Annotated in this window: 14 protein-coding genes, 1 tRNA gene and 3 riboswitches; of the genes, 3 read left to right on the forward strand and 12 right to left on the reverse strand. The window is 38.5% G+C overall.

Features of this window, described 5'->3' with window-relative positions:
- Positions 1-23: 23 nt before the first annotated feature.
- A riboswitch (SAM riboswitch) is annotated at positions 24-125 on the reverse strand.
- A gap of 292 nt (positions 126-417) precedes the next feature.
- Both ACLIJJ_RS15270 and ACLIJJ_RS15275 read left to right on the forward strand, forming a co-directional pair.
- On the forward strand, positions 418-1,620 hold the full coding sequence (locus ACLIJJ_RS15270) for a CynX/NimT family MFS transporter (RefSeq protein WP_411230494.1): 1,203 nt from the start codon (positions 418-420) through the stop codon (positions 1,618-1,620).
- 107 nt (positions 1,621-1,727) lie between these two features.
- The gene (locus ACLIJJ_RS15275; RefSeq protein WP_233314954.1) at positions 1,728-2,201 is read left to right on the forward strand and encodes a CBO0543 family protein; all 474 of its coding nucleotides are present in this window, start codon (positions 1,728-1,730) and stop codon (positions 2,199-2,201) included.
- Between the two features lie 8 nt (positions 2,202-2,209).
- Here the strand turns inward: ACLIJJ_RS15275 and ACLIJJ_RS15280 are convergent, their stop codons facing one another.
- The gene (locus ACLIJJ_RS15280) at positions 2,210-3,874 is read right to left on the reverse strand and encodes a M20/M25/M40 family metallo-hydrolase (protein WP_411411211.1); all 1,665 of its coding nucleotides are present in this window, start codon (positions 3,872-3,874) and stop codon (positions 2,210-2,212) included.
- A 71-nt stretch (positions 3,875-3,945) separates the two neighbouring features.
- Complete coding sequence (locus ACLIJJ_RS15285) at positions 3,946-4,683, reverse strand: IclR family transcriptional regulator (RefSeq protein WP_233314952.1); 738 nt, start codon at positions 4,681-4,683, stop codon at positions 3,946-3,948.
- 285 nt (positions 4,684-4,968) lie between these two features.
- On the opposite strand from ACLIJJ_RS15285, the gene ACLIJJ_RS15290 reads away from it, so the two are divergent.
- Complete coding sequence (locus ACLIJJ_RS15290; protein ID WP_233314951.1) at positions 4,969-6,165, forward strand: ornithine--oxo-acid transaminase; 1,197 nt, start codon at positions 4,969-4,971, stop codon at positions 6,163-6,165.
- A 41-nt stretch (positions 6,166-6,206) separates the two neighbouring features.
- Here the strand turns inward: ACLIJJ_RS15290 and ACLIJJ_RS15295 are convergent, their stop codons facing one another.
- The 10 genes from ACLIJJ_RS15295 to ACLIJJ_RS15340 all read right to left on the reverse strand — a co-directional run bounded on the left by ACLIJJ_RS15295 (position 6,207) and on the right by ACLIJJ_RS15340 (position 16,381).
- On the reverse strand, positions 6,207-6,629 hold the full coding sequence (locus ACLIJJ_RS15295; RefSeq protein WP_233314950.1) for a CBS domain-containing protein: 423 nt from the start codon (positions 6,627-6,629) through the stop codon (positions 6,207-6,209).
- Positions 6,626-7,798, reverse strand: a complete 1,173-nt coding sequence (kdpDN, locus tag ACLIJJ_RS15300; RefSeq protein WP_282581467.1) for a KdpD-like non-kinase potassium sensor — start codon at positions 7,796-7,798, stop codon at positions 6,626-6,628. The genes ACLIJJ_RS15295 and kdpDN overlap by 4 nt, the downstream gene beginning before the upstream one ends.
- A gap of 67 nt (positions 7,799-7,865) precedes the next feature.
- A complete protein-coding gene (kdpC, locus tag ACLIJJ_RS15305; protein ID WP_233314949.1) occupies positions 7,866-8,429 on the reverse strand; it encodes a potassium-transporting ATPase subunit KdpC in 564 nt (187 codons plus the stop codon).
- A gap of 27 nt (positions 8,430-8,456) precedes the next feature.
- Positions 8,457-10,511: a potassium-transporting ATPase subunit KdpB gene (kdpB, locus tag ACLIJJ_RS15310; RefSeq protein WP_411411212.1), complete on the reverse strand. Its 2,055-nt coding sequence runs from the start codon at positions 10,509-10,511 to the stop codon at positions 8,457-8,459.
- Positions 10,512-10,525: 14 nt separating this feature from the next.
- Entirely contained in the window at positions 10,526-12,199 is a 1,674-nt protein-coding gene (kdpA, locus tag ACLIJJ_RS15315; protein ID WP_267913336.1) for a potassium-transporting ATPase subunit KdpA, read from the reverse strand.
- 20 nt (positions 12,200-12,219) lie between these two features.
- Positions 12,220-12,300, reverse strand: a complete 81-nt coding sequence (gene kdpF / locus ACLIJJ_RS15320) for a K(+)-transporting ATPase subunit F (RefSeq protein WP_396953832.1) — start codon at positions 12,298-12,300, stop codon at positions 12,220-12,222.
- On the reverse strand, positions 12,297-12,461 hold the full coding sequence (locus tag ACLIJJ_RS15325; RefSeq protein ID WP_237943082.1) for a hypothetical protein: 165 nt from the start codon (positions 12,459-12,461) through the stop codon (positions 12,297-12,299). The genes kdpF and ACLIJJ_RS15325 overlap by 4 nt, the downstream gene beginning before the upstream one ends.
- 42 nt (positions 12,462-12,503) lie before the next feature.
- Positions 12,504-12,650, reverse strand: a riboswitch (cyclic di-AMP (ydaO/yuaA leader).
- Positions 12,651-12,725: 75 nt separating this feature from the next.
- Positions 12,726-12,871: riboswitch (cyclic di-AMP (ydaO/yuaA leader) on the reverse strand.
- Between the two features lie 233 nt (positions 12,872-13,104).
- A complete protein-coding gene (gene xylE / locus ACLIJJ_RS15330; RefSeq protein ID WP_237943084.1) occupies positions 13,105-14,529 on the reverse strand; it encodes a D-xylose transporter XylE in 1,425 nt (474 codons plus the stop codon).
- A 411-nt stretch (positions 14,530-14,940) separates the two neighbouring features.
- Entirely contained in the window at positions 14,941-16,020 is a 1,080-nt protein-coding gene (locus ACLIJJ_RS15335) for a GGDEF domain-containing protein (RefSeq protein ID WP_233314945.1), read from the reverse strand.
- A 287-nt stretch (positions 16,021-16,307) separates the two neighbouring features.
- A tRNA-Arg gene (locus ACLIJJ_RS15340) sits at positions 16,308-16,381 on the reverse strand.
- Positions 16,382-16,417 lie beyond the last annotated feature (36 nt).

Raw genomic sequence — 16,417 nt, forward strand, 5'->3', positions numbered from 1 at the left:
TGCTGACTAATAAATAACATAAGCTCTTATCTATCAGGAGTCACCCGACTGGAATTAGCACAGTGTCAAATAGACCTGTTGCTGAGGCTTCATAGGGCCAGTCCCTCCGCCTCTCTGGATAAGAAATATTTTTATTACATTAACAATCTATGAAATTATTGTCAATAGGGGCAATTTTGACTAAGTTAGCAGAGAGTTATTCTTACATTTCTTTTTTAAGAGTAATTATGCTTATTATCTAAATGGAGGATTATATAAGCAGTATTTTAAAATAACAAAAATCAGCAAAATTTTTTCTTTTAAAAGTAGCTATATCATTCTATTAGTTCTTACATCCTGTGAATTCCTTCTCAAAAAAACTTGCTTTCTTATGTTATACTGTATAAGGTTTGCAACATTTGAGAGGAGTTACCTAGTATGGACTTATCAAAATCATCTGATTACAACAAATCTATTTCTACTTATTTACTTATTGCAGGCATCGTGCTTGTCGCTTTCAACCTTCGACCGGCAATTACGTCATTAGGACCGCTTGTCGGCTTCATACAAGAAGATGTTGGACTAGCCCATTGGAGCTCTGGCTTGCTGATGAGCTTGCCCTTGATCACGTTTTCTGTCATGTCACCCCTCGTCCCTAAAATATCCAGCAGATTATCAAATGAAAAGACATTGCTTCTCGGTTTAATCATTTTATTGACTGGCATATGCTCTAGGTCAATTCCTTATACGTTCTTTCTTTTCGCCGGTACTCTGCTCGTCGGGATAGGGATTGCAATTGGCAATGTTTTGCTCCCTGCCATTGTTAAAGATAAATTCCCAGAAAAGTTCGGGTTAATGACAAGCGTTTACTCCACATCAATGGGTGTGTTCGCGTCTTTAGCTTCCGGATTAAGTGTCCCATTAGCTGACGGACAAGGCTTGGGCTGGCAAGGTGCTCAAATGGTTTGGGGAATTCCTGCAGTTGCTGCGATTATTGTATGGTTCTATTTATTGAAATACAATAGAGAAGATAAAGAGGTCATTACTGGTGCAAAGCCAGTCTCAACAAAAGTTTGGTCATCACCGATTGCATGGCAAATTGCCGTGTTCATGGGATTTCAGTCGTTTTTATTTTATGTGACCATCTCTTGGCTGCCAGAAATCCTGCATAGTTATGGAATGAGTCTTGAAACTGCAGGCTGGATGCTGTCCTTTACGCAGCTGGTAGGTTTACCTGCAAGCTTTTTCATCCCGTTTATAGCAAGCCGTCTTCGTTCCCAGTCGTTGATTGCCTGCGGTTTAGGCATTTGTGCTATTTTAGGATACAGCGGTCTTCTGTTTAGTGCAGATCACTATCCAATCCTAATTATCAGTATCATCCTAATCGGTTTGGCACTTGGCGGAATTTTCCCATTAGCTCTCAGCTTAATCGGCTTCCGTTCTCAAAATGCTAAACAGGCAGCAGAACTGTCTGGGATGGCCCAATCAACAGGTTATATCTTAGCTGCTGTTGGCCCACTATTTATCGGTTCCTTGTTTGATTGGACACATGTTTGGTCAATCCCAATCGTGCTATTAATCATTATTGCAGGGATTGTGACAATATTTGGGATTTTGTCAGGTCGGGATAGACATATATAATTTTTATAAAAAACGGTGCACATTATTGTGTACCGTTTTTTTAGTATTTTATAGTAAATAATTGTAATTCATACGGACAAACTAAGAAAAAACCAAAGGAGAAAGCAATGTCTAAACGAAATGAACTTATCTTTTTACGAATTTTATTTGTTGTCAGTATTGGCTTTTTCTTAAACCTGATTAGAAAACCACTTTTAAAGGACTGGCTGATTATCTTTTTGTTTAAAAGTTATATTGCATCAATCTTAGATTACCTCGTTGTCAAAAAAGGCTATATTACATACCCTGTCAGGATTTTCAAATCTTTTGATATTAGTGTGCTTTTCAGCTACCTGATCTTTCCTGTCACTTGTGTTTATTACAATCAAGCAACAAAAAATTCAAGATTGCCGGGAATATTGTTTAAATGTCTGCTTTTTAGTCTTCCTTCTGCAGTTGCAGAACATTTTATCGAGAAGCATACAAAGCTGGTCCAATATAAAAAAGGCTGGAATTCTTCTTTCAGTTTCCTTTCGATTGCGTTTACCTTCTTATTTGTTCGAACCTTTATATCGATTGTTCGTAAAGTTGAAAAAGCATAAGCTAGTAATTAGTCAAGTGTATTATTCTCTTTCGGTGAAGCAGAAATATATGCCTCTGTAAATAAAGTAGTTATACTGTCAACAAGAATATCCTTTAATATATCAAAGGCATAATCAATATCTAATCGTTCTGTCCACTGATGGGCATCAAATCCGACCGGCCCGATATTCAATACAGGTACATTTAGCAGCTCTAATTCTCTAAGAGGGACTGTGTAACCTCTCTCCCAAATTGGCATATTGGCTGTAAGTGATATCATCGATTCTGCTGGATATTGCAAACCAGCAAAGCTTAGGTCGGATATACCGTTAAAGTAATTTCGTTTTTCAAAATCTATGCCGTGAGCAGCTGTTCCGTATGTCTGTATTTGCTGAACAACTGTAGTTATTAATGGATGTTTATAGGAACTAATAGCAGGATAAAAGGGTGGCGCAAAAAACACGATGATCATAGGGGCAAGTTCTTTGCATAGTATCGCTAGTTTATCGACCATCTCAATGGTTGCTTCTCTGTCATCCATTTCTCCCCTGTTTTGCAAAATCGAGGTATGGATGCTTTCTACACTTTCTTTTCCATACTTCGTTACTGCATATTGACTAAGCTCATCATATGTTAATACAGAAACATTCATTCTAGGCGGCGAAAAGGGAGTATATTTAGCAAACTCGGCGGCTTGCAATGAATAGGATTTTGTTATTTTAGCAGCTGCATTGCCGGCTTTCTCCATTAGTAACTGCACCACATCATCCATTTTCTTTTCTAATAAAAACAGATTAAATAACGTAACAGCGCGATGCGGTATTTGCACAGAATAATCTTTTTTGATGCCATACTGAATTAAGTTAGTTGGCGGCGGTGTCGTTTCACCTTCTACTATTTCACATAAATCGGTATTCAGTTCGATTTCTTCTGTTAATAGAGATACCATATAGTTTGCATTCAACCCGGCAAAAGGTTCGCCGACATGTGTTTCTTTGCCGTAGCAAAGGAAACCTGGCAACAGCTTGCCGATGGATCCTGTATAAATATACTTATTATTGTCACCAGGATATCTCATAAACATCGGCTCACCGTTCAAAACAGTCACATATTCCAAGTCATATTCTTCAGCAAGTTCCAGCAATATTGGAACTGCTGCTCTCATTCCAATTGAATTTACTTCTTCATCAGGAACTGTCACTAACAAGATGTTGCCTTCAAACTCTCCATTACATGCTTTTTCAATCATCGACATATGAAGGGCCAATCCACATTTCATATCCATCGTTCCCCTGCCGAATAACCAATTTCCTGTTTCCATATCATTCTTGACTTGTTGTGGAAGTTCTTCCTTATGCAACTGAAAAATTTCTGTTAGTTTCTTCGGATCAAAAGCATGTTCCTTCCATCTGCCGTAGTCCTGCACATCAACAACGTCAAAATGGCTGATCAGAATTACTGTCTTTTTTGTTGGAAGTTGATTTTTCACAAGGCCTGTAACAAAATATCTGCCATCTCCTGTTGGATTTTTTTGAAGATGATCTGGATGTTTCTGAAAATAATCTAAGCTTCTTAGCTCATTTACGACAAAGTCAGGAAGAATTTTCTCTGCGTCAGAGCCTGTAATACTAGGTATATTGACAAGCTTGCATAAAAGGTCGACTAATTGCTCTTTTGTGCTCCATTTTTCCATGTTAGCCCTCTTTTCCATATGATGAAATTTGTTTCCATTAACTATATAAAAATGGACAGAACCCGCTGATTTCAGGTTCTGCCTAATGCTGTAGAAATTTCTTTTGCCGCTTTCTTTATACAATGAATTAAGTAGGATAAACGTTCTTCGCTAACACGATATTGGACGACTCCGATGCTGATTGCCCCTACCAGCTGGTGATTAAAATCTAAAACGGGAGCTGCAACAGATATTGTGCCATCTGTTCTTTCACTATAGCTTACCGCATACCCTTGTTCTTTTATTAAAGACAATTGATCAAATAATTGACTCTGTTTTGCTTTAGAAGATGGAAGCAACTCCTTAACGATTCTTTGCGTTTCTTCTTCTGGCATATTTGCCAGAATCGTTTTATTTGGCGCCCCAATTGAGAGCGGAATCCGCAAGCCGATTTTGTCAATAATTCTAACATTAGTAGGACTGTCGACTCGTTCAATAATAATGGATTCCATTCCGTCACGGATATTAAAATAAATACTTTCCTCCACTTGCTGTGCTAATTCTGCCATTACTTCGCGCGCCTTCGTTCGGTAGTCTGCCTTCTCGAGCTGGCGCAAACCAATCTCCATCCATAAACTGCCGAGTTTATAATGCTTTGTATCGGCATTTTGTAGTACTAGCTGATGCTGGATAAGCGTATTTAAGAGGCGGTGAACTGTACTTACAGGCAGACTAAGACTGTCGGCAATTTCTGAAATCGACCACCATTCTCCATTATCAGAAGCAAGCAGCTTTATAATACTCATTGCTCTATCAATAGACTGTACCATAATAACCTTCATTCTTTTTTGACATATAAAATATTTTTACACCATCAATGTAGCAGACTGAAATACATTCTGCAATATAATTTTTACAAAAGTATGAATAATAAGAAATTTAACTAGAAGACCCATTGACATAATCTCATAATTATTTGACAATAAAATTAAGTTTCCAAATTATAGATGAAGTTTCCATAATGCGGAAAGTGATAACTTATTTTATGTACGTACCATACACGATATGATATAAACTTTCGTTTCGAAAACCACCTAATGATTGGAGGAATCCTTATGTCTATGTCAGAAAAATTTATTAGACAAAGTGAAGAATTCGGAGCAAATAATTATCATCCCCTGCCGATTGTCATCGAAAAAGGAGAAGGAGTGTGGGTGGAGGACCCTGAGAAAAACAAGTATATGGATATGCTTAGTGCTTATTCAGCTGTAAACCAAGGACATTGCCATCCGAAAATCATTGCTGCTTTAAAGAATCAAGCAGATAAAGTTACCTTGACTTCCAGGGCTTTTCATCATACTCAGCTTGGCCCGTGGTATGAAAAGCTGTGCAAACTGACAAAAAAAGATATGGCTCTGCCGATGAATACCGGTGCAGAGGCTGTCGAAACGGCTATTAAAGCTGCACGGCGCTGGGCATATGATGTTAAAGGTGTAGATGAAAATTCAGCGGAAATAATTGCATGCTCTGGGAATTTTCACGGGCGCACAATGGCAGCTGTGTCTCTATCTTCCGAAGCAGAGTACAGGCGCGGGTTCGGTCCTTTGCTGCCTGGTATCAAGCTCATTTCATACGGTGATTTAAATAGTTTAAAAGAAGCGATTACACCTAATACAGCAGCATTCTTAATTGAACCAATACAAGGTGAAGCAGGAATTATCCTTCCCCCTCCCGGCTTCATGAAAGCTGCCTTTGAATTATGTAAGCAGCATAATGTTCTCTTTATCGCAGATGAAATTCAAGTCGGACTCGGCAGAACAGGAAAGCTGTTTGCTTATGAGTGGGAGGATATCGAGCCAGACATGCTCATATTAGGAAAAGCTCTAGGAGGCGGGGTATTTCCTATCTCCTGTGTTGTTGCCAATAAGGACATTCTTGGCGTCTTTAATCCTGGTTCACACGGATCAACATTTGGCGGAAATCCGCTTGCTTGTGCCGTATCGATTGCATCATTAGAAGTTATAGAGGACGAACAGCTCGCAGACCGATCTCAACAACTCGGTACTTATTTTCTTGCCAAACTTCAAGGGTTAAATTGTTCTGTCATTAAAGAAGTAAGAGGCAGAGGGCTATTTATCGGCATGGAATTACATGAAGAAGCTAGACCTTTTTGTGAGAAGTTGAAGGAGCTAGGATTGCTTTGCAAAGAAACACATCATACCGTCATCCGGTTTGCTCCGCCCCTTGTTATTACGAAGGAGGAGCTTGATTGGGCAATGGAAAGAATTACTAAAGTATTTGCTGCAGAATAATAGAATAGATTAAGTCACGAAACTGATTAGGACATTCCTAATCAGTTTCTCTTCCTCCACACATTCCCGCTCTCCTCCGAAAGCCATTGTATCACTTCTCTCCGTCTAATAATTCCGATAAAAACTCCAGAATCATCGACTACTGGAACGAAGTTTTGTTCTAGTAACGTGCTGACGATTGCTTCTATCTCACTGTTCACAGCTATCGCTTCATTACTAGCGTGAAGAGGTACGTCTTGAAGTTTCACCTCATTAGTATGTTGGAAGTCGAGATTTCCAGTATTTTTCATTTTCCATAACAGATCACCTTCTGTTACAGTGCCCAAGTAGCGGCCAGCTTTATCAAGGATTGGAACGGCACTGTAGCGGTGATACTCCATCTTCTCCATAACCTGCCTCATTGTCCAATGCTGGAATACGAATGCAACTTCGTGTTTTGGTATGAGAAAAAAGGCAACATTCATTGGCTTTTGTCCTTTCTGATTGGTTTGCTGTCTGCAACTATATGAATATCAATATTTGTTGTTTGTCTCATTATTTCATTGACGATGGAACCTTTTTTGATTTCTTCCCATCTTGTTCGTGCAGATTGTCCCAGCAATATTTGTGTAATAAAATGTTCATTCGCCGCTTCTACGATTATATGAGCAGGCTTTTGCATTCTTTTGTTTTTCAACAGAAATTCGGCACCGAATTGCAGGGCTAATTCCCTCCATGCTGTGATTTTTTCTTGTTTCCACTGTGGCATATCCTGCTCTTTGCTGTCTGTTACATGCAGTACATACAGCTTCGCCTTTAGGCGGTTTGCCATTCTCCAGCCTCTTCTAATAAGCTTTTCTGCAGTTTGGCTATACTGTACGCAAACTAGGATTTTTTCTTGGAGACCGATTGGCCCTTGATATAGATGGCCATTATTCTCTTCGATTTTTCCATCTACGTCATCAGCCACCTCTCTTAACGCAAGCTCTCTTAACGCATAAAGATTTTCCTCTGTAAAGAAGTTTTGTAGGCTTTGCTGAATTTTAGGACTATCATATACCTTGCCATCCTGGAGCCTTTTTCTTAATTCTGGTGGAGAAATATCGATTAGCTGAATTTCATTTGCTTTATTGATAAAAAGGTCAGGCAGCCTTTCGTTTACCTTTACTCCTGTAATATTGGCGACAATATCATGGACACTTTCCAAATGCTGAATATTGACGGCAGAATAGACATCAATGCCTGCTGCCAATATTTCTTCTACATCCATATATCTTTTCCGATTTTTTGATCCAGCTATATTCGAGTGTGCGAGTTCATCAATGATGACGATGTCTGGAGCTCTTTTCAGAATTCCAGGAATATTCACTTCATAAAATACCTTGCCTTTATAGTTCAATTCAAGGAGCGGAACCGTTTCAAGCACGCCAATCTGTTTTTTTGTTTCTGCTCTGTTATGTGTTTCTATCAGGCCAATAACAATATCCTTACCTTCTTTACGCAGTTCGTTTGCGTCCTGCAGCATTCTGTAGCTTTTTCCAACACCAGGCGCTGCTCCTATATACAGCTTTAGCTTACCCCTTCCTTCCTTATCCATTTCTGCTAAAATTTCTTCCGCTGTCTTTCTTCTGAAATATGGATGATTTTCCTTCACATTTATTCCTAGCTCCTTTCTTTAAGCAAGCTCCCTGCCCTTTTAGCAGCAGGAAGCTTGGAAAATATTAAGAGGTCAATTCCATTAATGATATATTAAGTTTAAGCACATTTACTCTTTCCTCTCCGAACAATCCCCATTCCTTTTCTTCTGTGTGACGTTCAATCAAGCTTTTCAGCTCTGACTTCGGTACATTAGTATGTTCAGCAACTCTATTAATTTGTGCTAATGCCGCTTTTGGAGTAATATGCGGATCAAGTCCCGATCCAGAATTTGTTATTAAGTCGATGGGCAAGCTTTTTAATGATACATCTGGATTCTCAGACTGCCATTCTGTAATAGACGCTTTTGTTCGTTCAAGCATTTCCTCATTTGTTGGAGCATAGTTATTTGTCCCAGAACTAGAAGCATCATAATCAATACTTGAAACTCTTGAATGAAAGAAGCCCTCATCAGCAAAAGACTGTCCAATTAACTCAGAGCCAATCACTTTCCCTTCGTTATTGTAGACGAGACTGCCATTTGCCTGTTCTGGCAGCAAAACAGCAGCAATACCAGTAACTGCTAATGGGTAAATCACTCCGCAAATAAGCATAAATAATAAGCTTGTTCTTGCAACGGTTGCAAACATGGTTTCATCCCTTTCCTTCCGTAACTGTTATATTACGAACGAAATTAATATATCTATTACCTTTATTCCAATGAATGGAACAATCACACCTCCTGCTCCGTAAATAAACAGGTTCTTTCTTAATAGTGCATCTGAACTCATTGGTTTATATTCTATCCCCTTCATTGCCAGTGGAATGAGGAGCGGAATGATGATTGCATTGAAGATCAATGCTGACAGAATAGCTGTAACTGGCGAGTGAAGTCCCATAATATTTAACGCACTGACCTCAGGGATTGCCAGCATAAACATCGCAGGCACTATCGCAAAGTACTTCGCAATATCATTGGCGATGCTGAAAGTAGTCAAGGCACCTCTTGTCATTAATAGCTGTTTGCCAATGCTAACTACTTCAATCAATTTAGTAGGATTAGAGTCTAAATCAACCATATTAGCAGCTTCTTTTGCTGCAGTTGTGCCACTGTTCATCGCCAAACCAACATCCGCTTGTGCCAGTGCAGGCGCATCATTCGTGCCATCTCCAGTCATAGCTACTAATTTCCCTTTTGCTTGTTCATGCTTTATTACTGCGATTTTATCTTCAGGCTTACATTCAGCAATAAACTCATCCACACCTGCTTCTTTGGCAATCGTTGCTGCAGTTAATGGATTATCGCCAGTACACATAATTGATTTGATGCCCATCCGCCGCAGTTCGTCAAATCTTTCTCTCATCCCTGGTTTAACGGTATCTTTTAAATAAATAAGCCCAATAATTTGGTTGTCGATTGCCACTGCTAATGGAGTGCCTCCTGCTTGGGCTATTTTATTTGCTTTTCTGTCCAAATCTTCTGGCACATTGCCGCCGTTTGAAACAGCCCATTGTTTTATTGCGTCGACTGCCCCTTTGCGAACAAGTCTGCCATCAGGCAGATTTAACCCGCTCATTCTTGTTTCAGCTTTAAATTCAACTATATCTGCTCCGGCTGCCAAGGATAAATCAATTGCATAGCCTTCCTTTTCCAACAATTCCAGAACCGAGCGCCCTTCTGGGGTTTCATCCTTAACAGAGCTTGCGGAAATCCACTTATAAAGCGTATTCTTATTCGTATTGCCAGTTGGCACAAATTCACTTGCCATCCTGTTCCCAAAGGTGATGGTGCCTGTTTTATCTAAAATGATAGTGTTAATATCTCCAGCTGCCTCGACTGCCTTACCCGACATTGCCAGAACATTAAATTTGGTCACCCTGTCCATCCCTGCGATGCCAATTGCAGAAAGAAGCCCACCAATTGTTGTGGGAATTAAGCAAACAAGCAAGGCAATAAGAACAGGCACTTGCAGCTGAAAGCCTAAGTAGTTTGTAAAGAATGGCAATGTCATGACAACGAATAGGAAGATAAGTGTTAAGCTGATTAACACCGTGTTTAAAGCAATTTCATTCGGTGTTTTTTGCCGTTCTGCACCTTCGACTAATGAGATCATTTTATCTAAAAAGGACTCGCCAGGATTGCTTGTTATTTTCACTTTTATTTCATCACTGACGACAAGTGTTCCACCTGTTACCGAATTAAAATCTCCTCCAGCTTCTTTCAGCACAGGTGCTGATTCACCTGTAATTGCCGATTCATCAACAGATGCCAACCCTTGAATCACTTCCCCGTCACCAGGTATCATTTCTCCTTGTTTAACTAGAACGATATCCCCTTTTTTTAAGCTGGAAGACGGAACTTGCATGATGCTGCCGTTAATAAGCAGGTTAGCAAACACATCTGTCTTGGAAGTCTTAAGCGCATTGGCCTGTGCCTTTCCTCTTCCCTCTGCAATGGACTCTGCAAAATTTGCAAACAAGACGGTGAATAACAGAATGATAGAAACAGTGATAGTAAACCAGCGATCACTTTCATGTGCTCCTAATATATTAGGAAAAAAGGAAAGAATGAAAGTGATAAAGAATCCTAATTCCACAATAAACATTATTGGATTTTTCACCATAAGCTTAGGATGTAGCTTTAGGAAGGAATCCTTCATAGCATGTTTGATAATATCATTATTCATTAAGGCTGTTTCTTTCTGAATTTGTACTTCCTCTTGTAAATTCATTATTTAACCCTCCATCACCATGTCAAAAATTCAGCAATCGGACCTAAGACAAGGACTGGAAAAAACGTCAAAGCTCCGACGATAAAAACCGTACCAATAAACAACCCACCGAATAAAGAAGTATCTGTTTTGAATGTTCCGGCAGTTTCTGGCACAATATTTTTGGATGCCAGACTTCCTGCGACTGCTAGCATCGTAAGAAGCGGAAAAAATCGTCCGATGAACATAGCAACACCTGTTGATATATTCCAGAAAGGAGTCGCATCACCAAGCCCTTCAAAGCCTGAGCCATTATTATTAACAGATGAAGTAAATTCATAGAGCACCTGTGTCAATCCGTGGAATCCTGGATTAGAAATTCCTTCATTGCCTAATGGGGTGAATAAAGCTAAAGCAGTTCCTGTCAGTATTAGACATGGCGAAATCAACAAGGTAACGGCAATCAGCTTCATTTCCTTCCCTTCAATTTTTTTCCCTAAAAACTCAGGTGTTCTTCCAACCATGAGCCCTGAAAGAAAAACAGCAATCAGCACATACATCATAATGTTGATAAAACCAGAGCCAACACCGCCGTAAACGGTATTTAAGAGCATATTCGACAATGTTAGCATCCCGGAAATAGGTGTCAGCGTATCATGCATCGTATTAACAGCACCTGTTTCTGTTGCAGTTGTTGTTATCGCAAACAAGACTGACTGAACAATGCCAAACCGAACTTCCTTGCCTTCCATACTGCCGTTTTCAGCTGATAATCCCATCTTAGTAAAAGCAGGATTTCCTTGATATTCTTGATAAAGGGAGGTGCTGAGAAACACAAGGAAAATCATAGCCATCGAAATAAACAATACTTTACCTTGTTTTTTATTTCCGATTATTTTTCCGTAAGTAATCGGAATAGAAGCTGGCAATAAGAACATTAAGATAATTTGCAGTGTATTTGAAAGTGCATTAGGATTTTCAAAAGGATGCGCTGAGTTAACTCCTACATATCCTCCGCCATTATTACCAAGCTCCTTAATCGATAAGAAGGAACCAATTGGACCTGTTGCTATTGTCTGTACATCTCCCTCGAGCGTCTCGGCCTCCATTGTTGTGTTCATTGTTTGTGGAACTCCGAGAGCAATAAATATAAAGCTAGTGACAAATGCAATCGGCAACAGTACCCTTGTTATGCTTCTGGTTAAGTCGATAAAAAAGCTGCCAAGCCTTTTCCCCGCTAATCCCCTTATAAATGCAATGGCAACTGCAAGAGCAGATGCTGGGGCGACAAACATCATGTAGATGATCGCAATCAATTGTGATAGCAGCGATAACCCTGATTCTCCGCTGTAATGCTGCAAATTCGTATTTGTCATAAAGCTTATTGCTGTATTAAAAGCTAAATCAGGACTCATGCCAGCAATATGGTTCGGATTTAAAGGAAGAAACCCTTGAAATCGGAAAATCAAATAGACTAATAGAATCATAAAACTGTTTGCTGCAAGCATAGACAAAGCATATTGTTTCCAAGTTTGTGTGTTATTTTTTATTCCGCCGAGTTTATATATCCACTTTTCAACAGGATAAAATATCTTATCCAGCTTTGTAGGATGCTCATTAAATGCGACCGCCATATAATTTCCCATAGGAATTACTAATAGCACTATGAGCAGAAGTGTAAGAATGATTGATAATATGGTGAAAACCAATTGTTTCCCCTCCGTTTATATTAAAATTTCTCAGGGTTCAGTAACGCATACAGCAAGTAGATGACAACACCTAGTGCCAGGACAAAAATAAACGTAATCATTTCTTTTCCTCCTGTTCGCCTACAGCTGTTTTTTGTTCACACCAAGTAATTAATCCAAACATAGCGGCTGTTGATATCCCAATAATCGCAAGCATAAGCAAGTCTTCCATATACTGCCCCTTTTCATTTTTGTTAATATTTACCATTAAAATTTTGCACAAAAAACCCCCTGTATTACACAAGGGGTTTAAATCCAAGGTAATACCTTCTGTCTTAACGCTTACGAGGTTAGCTGCCGGATTCGGGCCAAGATAGTAGCCCTACCTTCTCATAAAGGATTCACCCCGGTGAGTTTTGCTCACGTATTGAATGGGTCCCCCGCTCCAAATGGATTTCAGCGATACAAGATATTTTTATTTAATTACAGAAAAAAGACCGCGGAGGATTACCCCGTGGTCGAGTTGATTTTTTCGATCACCAGTTACACATCCTCTCTCTTTACGCTTACGAGGTTAGCTGTCGGATTCGGGCCAAAAGAGTAGCCCTACCTTCTACAGAAGGATTCACCCCATGTGATTGTTCATCACAGATTGGGTCCCCCGCTCTTAAAAAGACTCAGCGAATAAGAATTAATATTATGTTAGCAATCATACTCCTCCAATATTTTCTTGTAAAGACAGCTAATTGTTCAAATTTGTATAAATTACTCTTTATTTACTCGTTTAACCGAGATTTCATGTCCAAATATAACTCCAGCTCGAAATTTCTTTAAATATCTTAATATATTGTCAGTTTACAAAAAAATACTTGTGGCAAGACCTGAGATAAAACTTTCAAAGTCTTGCCACTACCTGTATGTTTTATTTATGATGCCTTTTTTTGACCCTTCGTCTTATTGATCCAAAAATTATCCATGTATTCAAGTGTTTTTCCCTTTGTTTCAGGGACCCATTTCCAAATAAATACTGCTGATAGAATGCTCATTACGCCATAAAAACCGTATGTTAACCCACCGCTGTATTCCATCATCATCGGATAGGTAGAGGAAATAAAATAGTTTGCTGCCCATTGTGCAGCAACAGCAACTGCTACTGCCTGCCCTCTGATTTTATTAGGAAATATTTCTGCAATAAGCACCCAGCAGATTGGTCCCCATGACATCATAAAAGATGCTGTATAAACAATAATAAAAATTAATGTGCTGATTCCAATGATATTGGCAAAAGCAAGGCCGGCTACACCAAACATTCCTATTGCCATCCCGATAGAGCCAGTTATTAATAACGGCTTCCTACCCCACTTATCTACGGTAAATATAGCAATAACAGTGAAAACGACATTAACAAGCCCCATAACGATTGTTTGCAGCATCGAAGCATCTTTTGCCGCACCCATGCTTTCAAAGATTCGAGGAGCATAATATAAAGCAACATTTATTCCTACAAACTGCTGAAAAACAGACAGCATTATCCCAATAACAATGACAAGCTTTCCAAAAGATAAAAGTTTAGCAGACTTTGTTGGTTCTTGTGTTACATTCAATGTCTGTTTAATTTCTTGTAGAATCGTTTTTGCTTGTTCTGCACCGTTGATCTTGGCTAACACATGCATTGCTTTAGTATCTTCTCTCTTAAACGCTAAGTAGCGCGGAGTTTCCGGAACTAAAAAGAGCAGCAGACCAAACAGCACTGCAGGTATTGCTTCCGAAGCAAACATATAACGCCAGCCAATTTCATTAACCCATTCTACCGTTTGTCCGTTTGCTATCCCCCAGTTAACAAAATAAACGACCAGCATTCCAAATATAATCATAAATTGGTTAAAAGAGACCATTTTACCGCGAATATCCGCTGGGGCAATTTCCCCAATATACATTGGAGTAATTGCAGATGCAAGCCCTACGCCAACTCCGCCAATGATTCGATACAAGTTAAACACAAACAACAATGCAATGCTTGGCTCCCCTTGCTGAAAGAAGAGAAATTCAGGGTATCCCGACCCTAATGCCGAAATAAAGAAAAGGACTGCTGCAATGATAAGCGACTTCTTGCGACCAAATGCAGACGCAAAATAACCTGATATTAATCCTCCGATAATACAGCCGATAAGTGCACTCGAAATAGTTGCACCATGCGCTAATGTTCCTAAATCTAAGCTTGTAATTAAATATGCTTGTACGGATTTTTCAGCCCCAGAAATGACTGCTGTATCATATCCAAATAAAAGGCCGCCAATTGCTGCTACGAGTGTTAATGAGAAGATATAGAGTGAATTTCGTTTCTGCTTCATAGTCTTCTAGACAGAGTATTAATTTGCTTTCTGCAAACTGCTCTGCCTATACCTCCTTCTATTTTATGTGTTTGAAAAACTAGGCAAACTTTCATTTAGCGGTGAATTTAGCTTAAAATGCTACCTGCAGCTAATTCTTGTCATCATTCCATCTCCTCTCCTATGTAAAGAAAGCGTTTTAATACGGTTTAATTATATCTCGAACACTTAGTTTGTGCAATCAACAAACTAAGTGTTTTTGTAATTATAATTAGACTAATACCTATCCGCTTAATAAAACTAATACTGTATCCTATTAAAAAGATGTCGTAATAACGAAAAATTTTTATTGCTGCTTACTTTTACATTTGGTCATGTGAAGGTTCACTACTTTAACTTGAGAAAAGCAAAAAGCGTTGTATAAACAACGCTCTAATCATAAACAACTTGATTACGTCCCAGCTTTTTCGCTTGATACAATGCTTTATCCGCTTTATTTATAAATAAGTTAATATCATTTACAGCTTTATCAAAAGCTGCCACCCCTATGGAAACAGTGATGTTAATTGTTTCTCCATTACTTAACATAAATACGTGATCTTCTACCGATTTTCTAATCCGTTCACTAATTTCAGATGACAATTCGGTTGAACAGTCTACTAAAATAACGGTAAATTCCTCCCCGCCGTTCCGGCTAATGATATCGGTTGGTCTTGTGGAATTTTTGAGAATGCTACCAACCTCTTTTAACACCATATCTCCTTCTAAATGCCCGTACGTATCATTAATTTTTTTAAAAAAGTCGATATCGATATATAGAAGTGTTAAAGCTTCATTCCTTGTTGCAGCTATTTTCATCAGTTTCTTACAAATATAATCAAATTTTCTAACATTATTTAGGCCTGTTAAGCTGTCTATCGTTGATTCTAACTTGTATTTATTAAATAATTCCTGGCTTGCTCTAATGTACTCGATTACGTTAAAAGATGCATAACCAGCTACATAGGTGAATATAACATGCAAAAACATCGAGAAAATATAATGTTTTATATCGTCTAATACAAAAAAATAAAGTATCGTCGTTAGTATAATATTTGTCGTAGTTAAAGTAGCAAATACCTTATGCTTACCTGAAATATTTCTATTAGCAATAAAGATAGAAACAAAGGCTATTAAAAACAAGACGATTATCACTACAAAAGAGAAGTCTCTGTTAATAAAAAAATCACCGAAAATGATTAACGCCGCACAAAGATAAGCAGGAATTCCCCTACCGTAATATGCAAGCAAGATAATTGGTAAATGGCGCAGATCGATTAAAAAGCTGCCATGAATGCTAAATATCATTAAAAGTATGCCAATAATTCCCCCTGCAAAACCCATAAGTAGTTTTATATGAAGTGGAGAATCTTGATGAAGCTGTGAATCTTTCATGACTCTGGAATAGAAAAAAAGGACAGAAATCAATATTGTTAAATTTACAAAAAAGTCCTTGATAATAATGATTGTCATTATTTTTATCACCTTAATTATTATTAATGGCTTAACTGCCCAATTACTGTTTATATCGGTAGCATTATATAGGTTTACAGCGATTTTATTTTTGTGTAAACAATATATTTTTTACAAAAAATCTTATTAATTGGGAATAATCAGAAAATCTATAATATCTTTTTGGGACTATTTTTTAAACGAACAAGCAAATTTTTGCAAAATAAAAACACCTCCCGATATGCAATGAAACTGGGTCATTACGTATCGAAAGGCATTCCGTGCAGTAAGTCCAACTGCATTTGGTACGCGCCTTAGAGGATTCGAACCTCTGACCGTACGCTTAGAAGGCGTATGCTCTATCCAGCTGAGCTAAAGGCGCATGTTTTGTTTTCGTTATGTATATATATTAATTTAT

This window comes from Niallia laureatilytica (genome assembly GCF_046613985.1).
Taxonomy (GTDB): Bacteria; Bacillota; Bacilli; order Bacillales; family Cytobacillaceae; genus Niallia.

Excerpts from the sequence above, each read along its gene's own strand:
- ACLIJJ_RS15270 (WP_411230494.1), top strand. The coding sequence starts at position 418 with ATGGACTTATCAAAATCATCTGATTACAACAAATCTATTTCTACTTAT.
- ACLIJJ_RS15275 (WP_233314954.1), top strand. The coding sequence starts at position 1,728 with ATGTCTAAACGAAATGAACTTATCTTTTTACGAATTTTATTTGTTGTC.
- ACLIJJ_RS15280 (WP_411411211.1), bottom strand. The coding sequence starts at position 3,874 with ATGGAAAAATGGAGCACAAAAGAGCAATTAGTCGACCTTTTATGCAAG.
- ACLIJJ_RS15285 (WP_233314952.1), bottom strand. The coding sequence starts at position 4,683 with ATGGTACAGTCTATTGATAGAGCAATGAGTATTATAAAGCTGCTTGCT.
- ACLIJJ_RS15290 (WP_233314951.1), top strand. The coding sequence starts at position 4,969 with ATGTCTATGTCAGAAAAATTTATTAGACAAAGTGAAGAATTCGGAGCA.
- ACLIJJ_RS15295 (WP_233314950.1), bottom strand. The coding sequence starts at position 6,629 with ATGAATGTTGCCTTTTTTCTCATACCAAAACACGAAGTTGCATTCGTA.
- kdpC (WP_233314949.1), bottom strand. The coding sequence starts at position 8,429 with ATGTTTGCAACCGTTGCAAGAACAAGCTTATTATTTATGCTTATTTGC.
- kdpB (WP_411411212.1), bottom strand. The coding sequence starts at position 10,511 with ATGAATTTACAAGAGGAAGTACAAATTCAGAAAGAAACAGCCTTAATG.
- kdpF (WP_396953832.1), bottom strand. The coding sequence starts at position 12,300 with ATGATTACGTTTATTTTTGTCCTGGCACTAGGTGTTGTCATCTACTTG.
- xylE (WP_237943084.1), bottom strand. The coding sequence starts at position 14,529 with ATGAAGCAGAAACGAAATTCACTCTATATCTTCTCATTAACACTCGTA.
- ACLIJJ_RS15335 (WP_233314945.1), bottom strand. The coding sequence starts at position 16,020 with ATGACAATCATTATTATCAAGGACTTTTTTGTAAATTTAACAATATTG.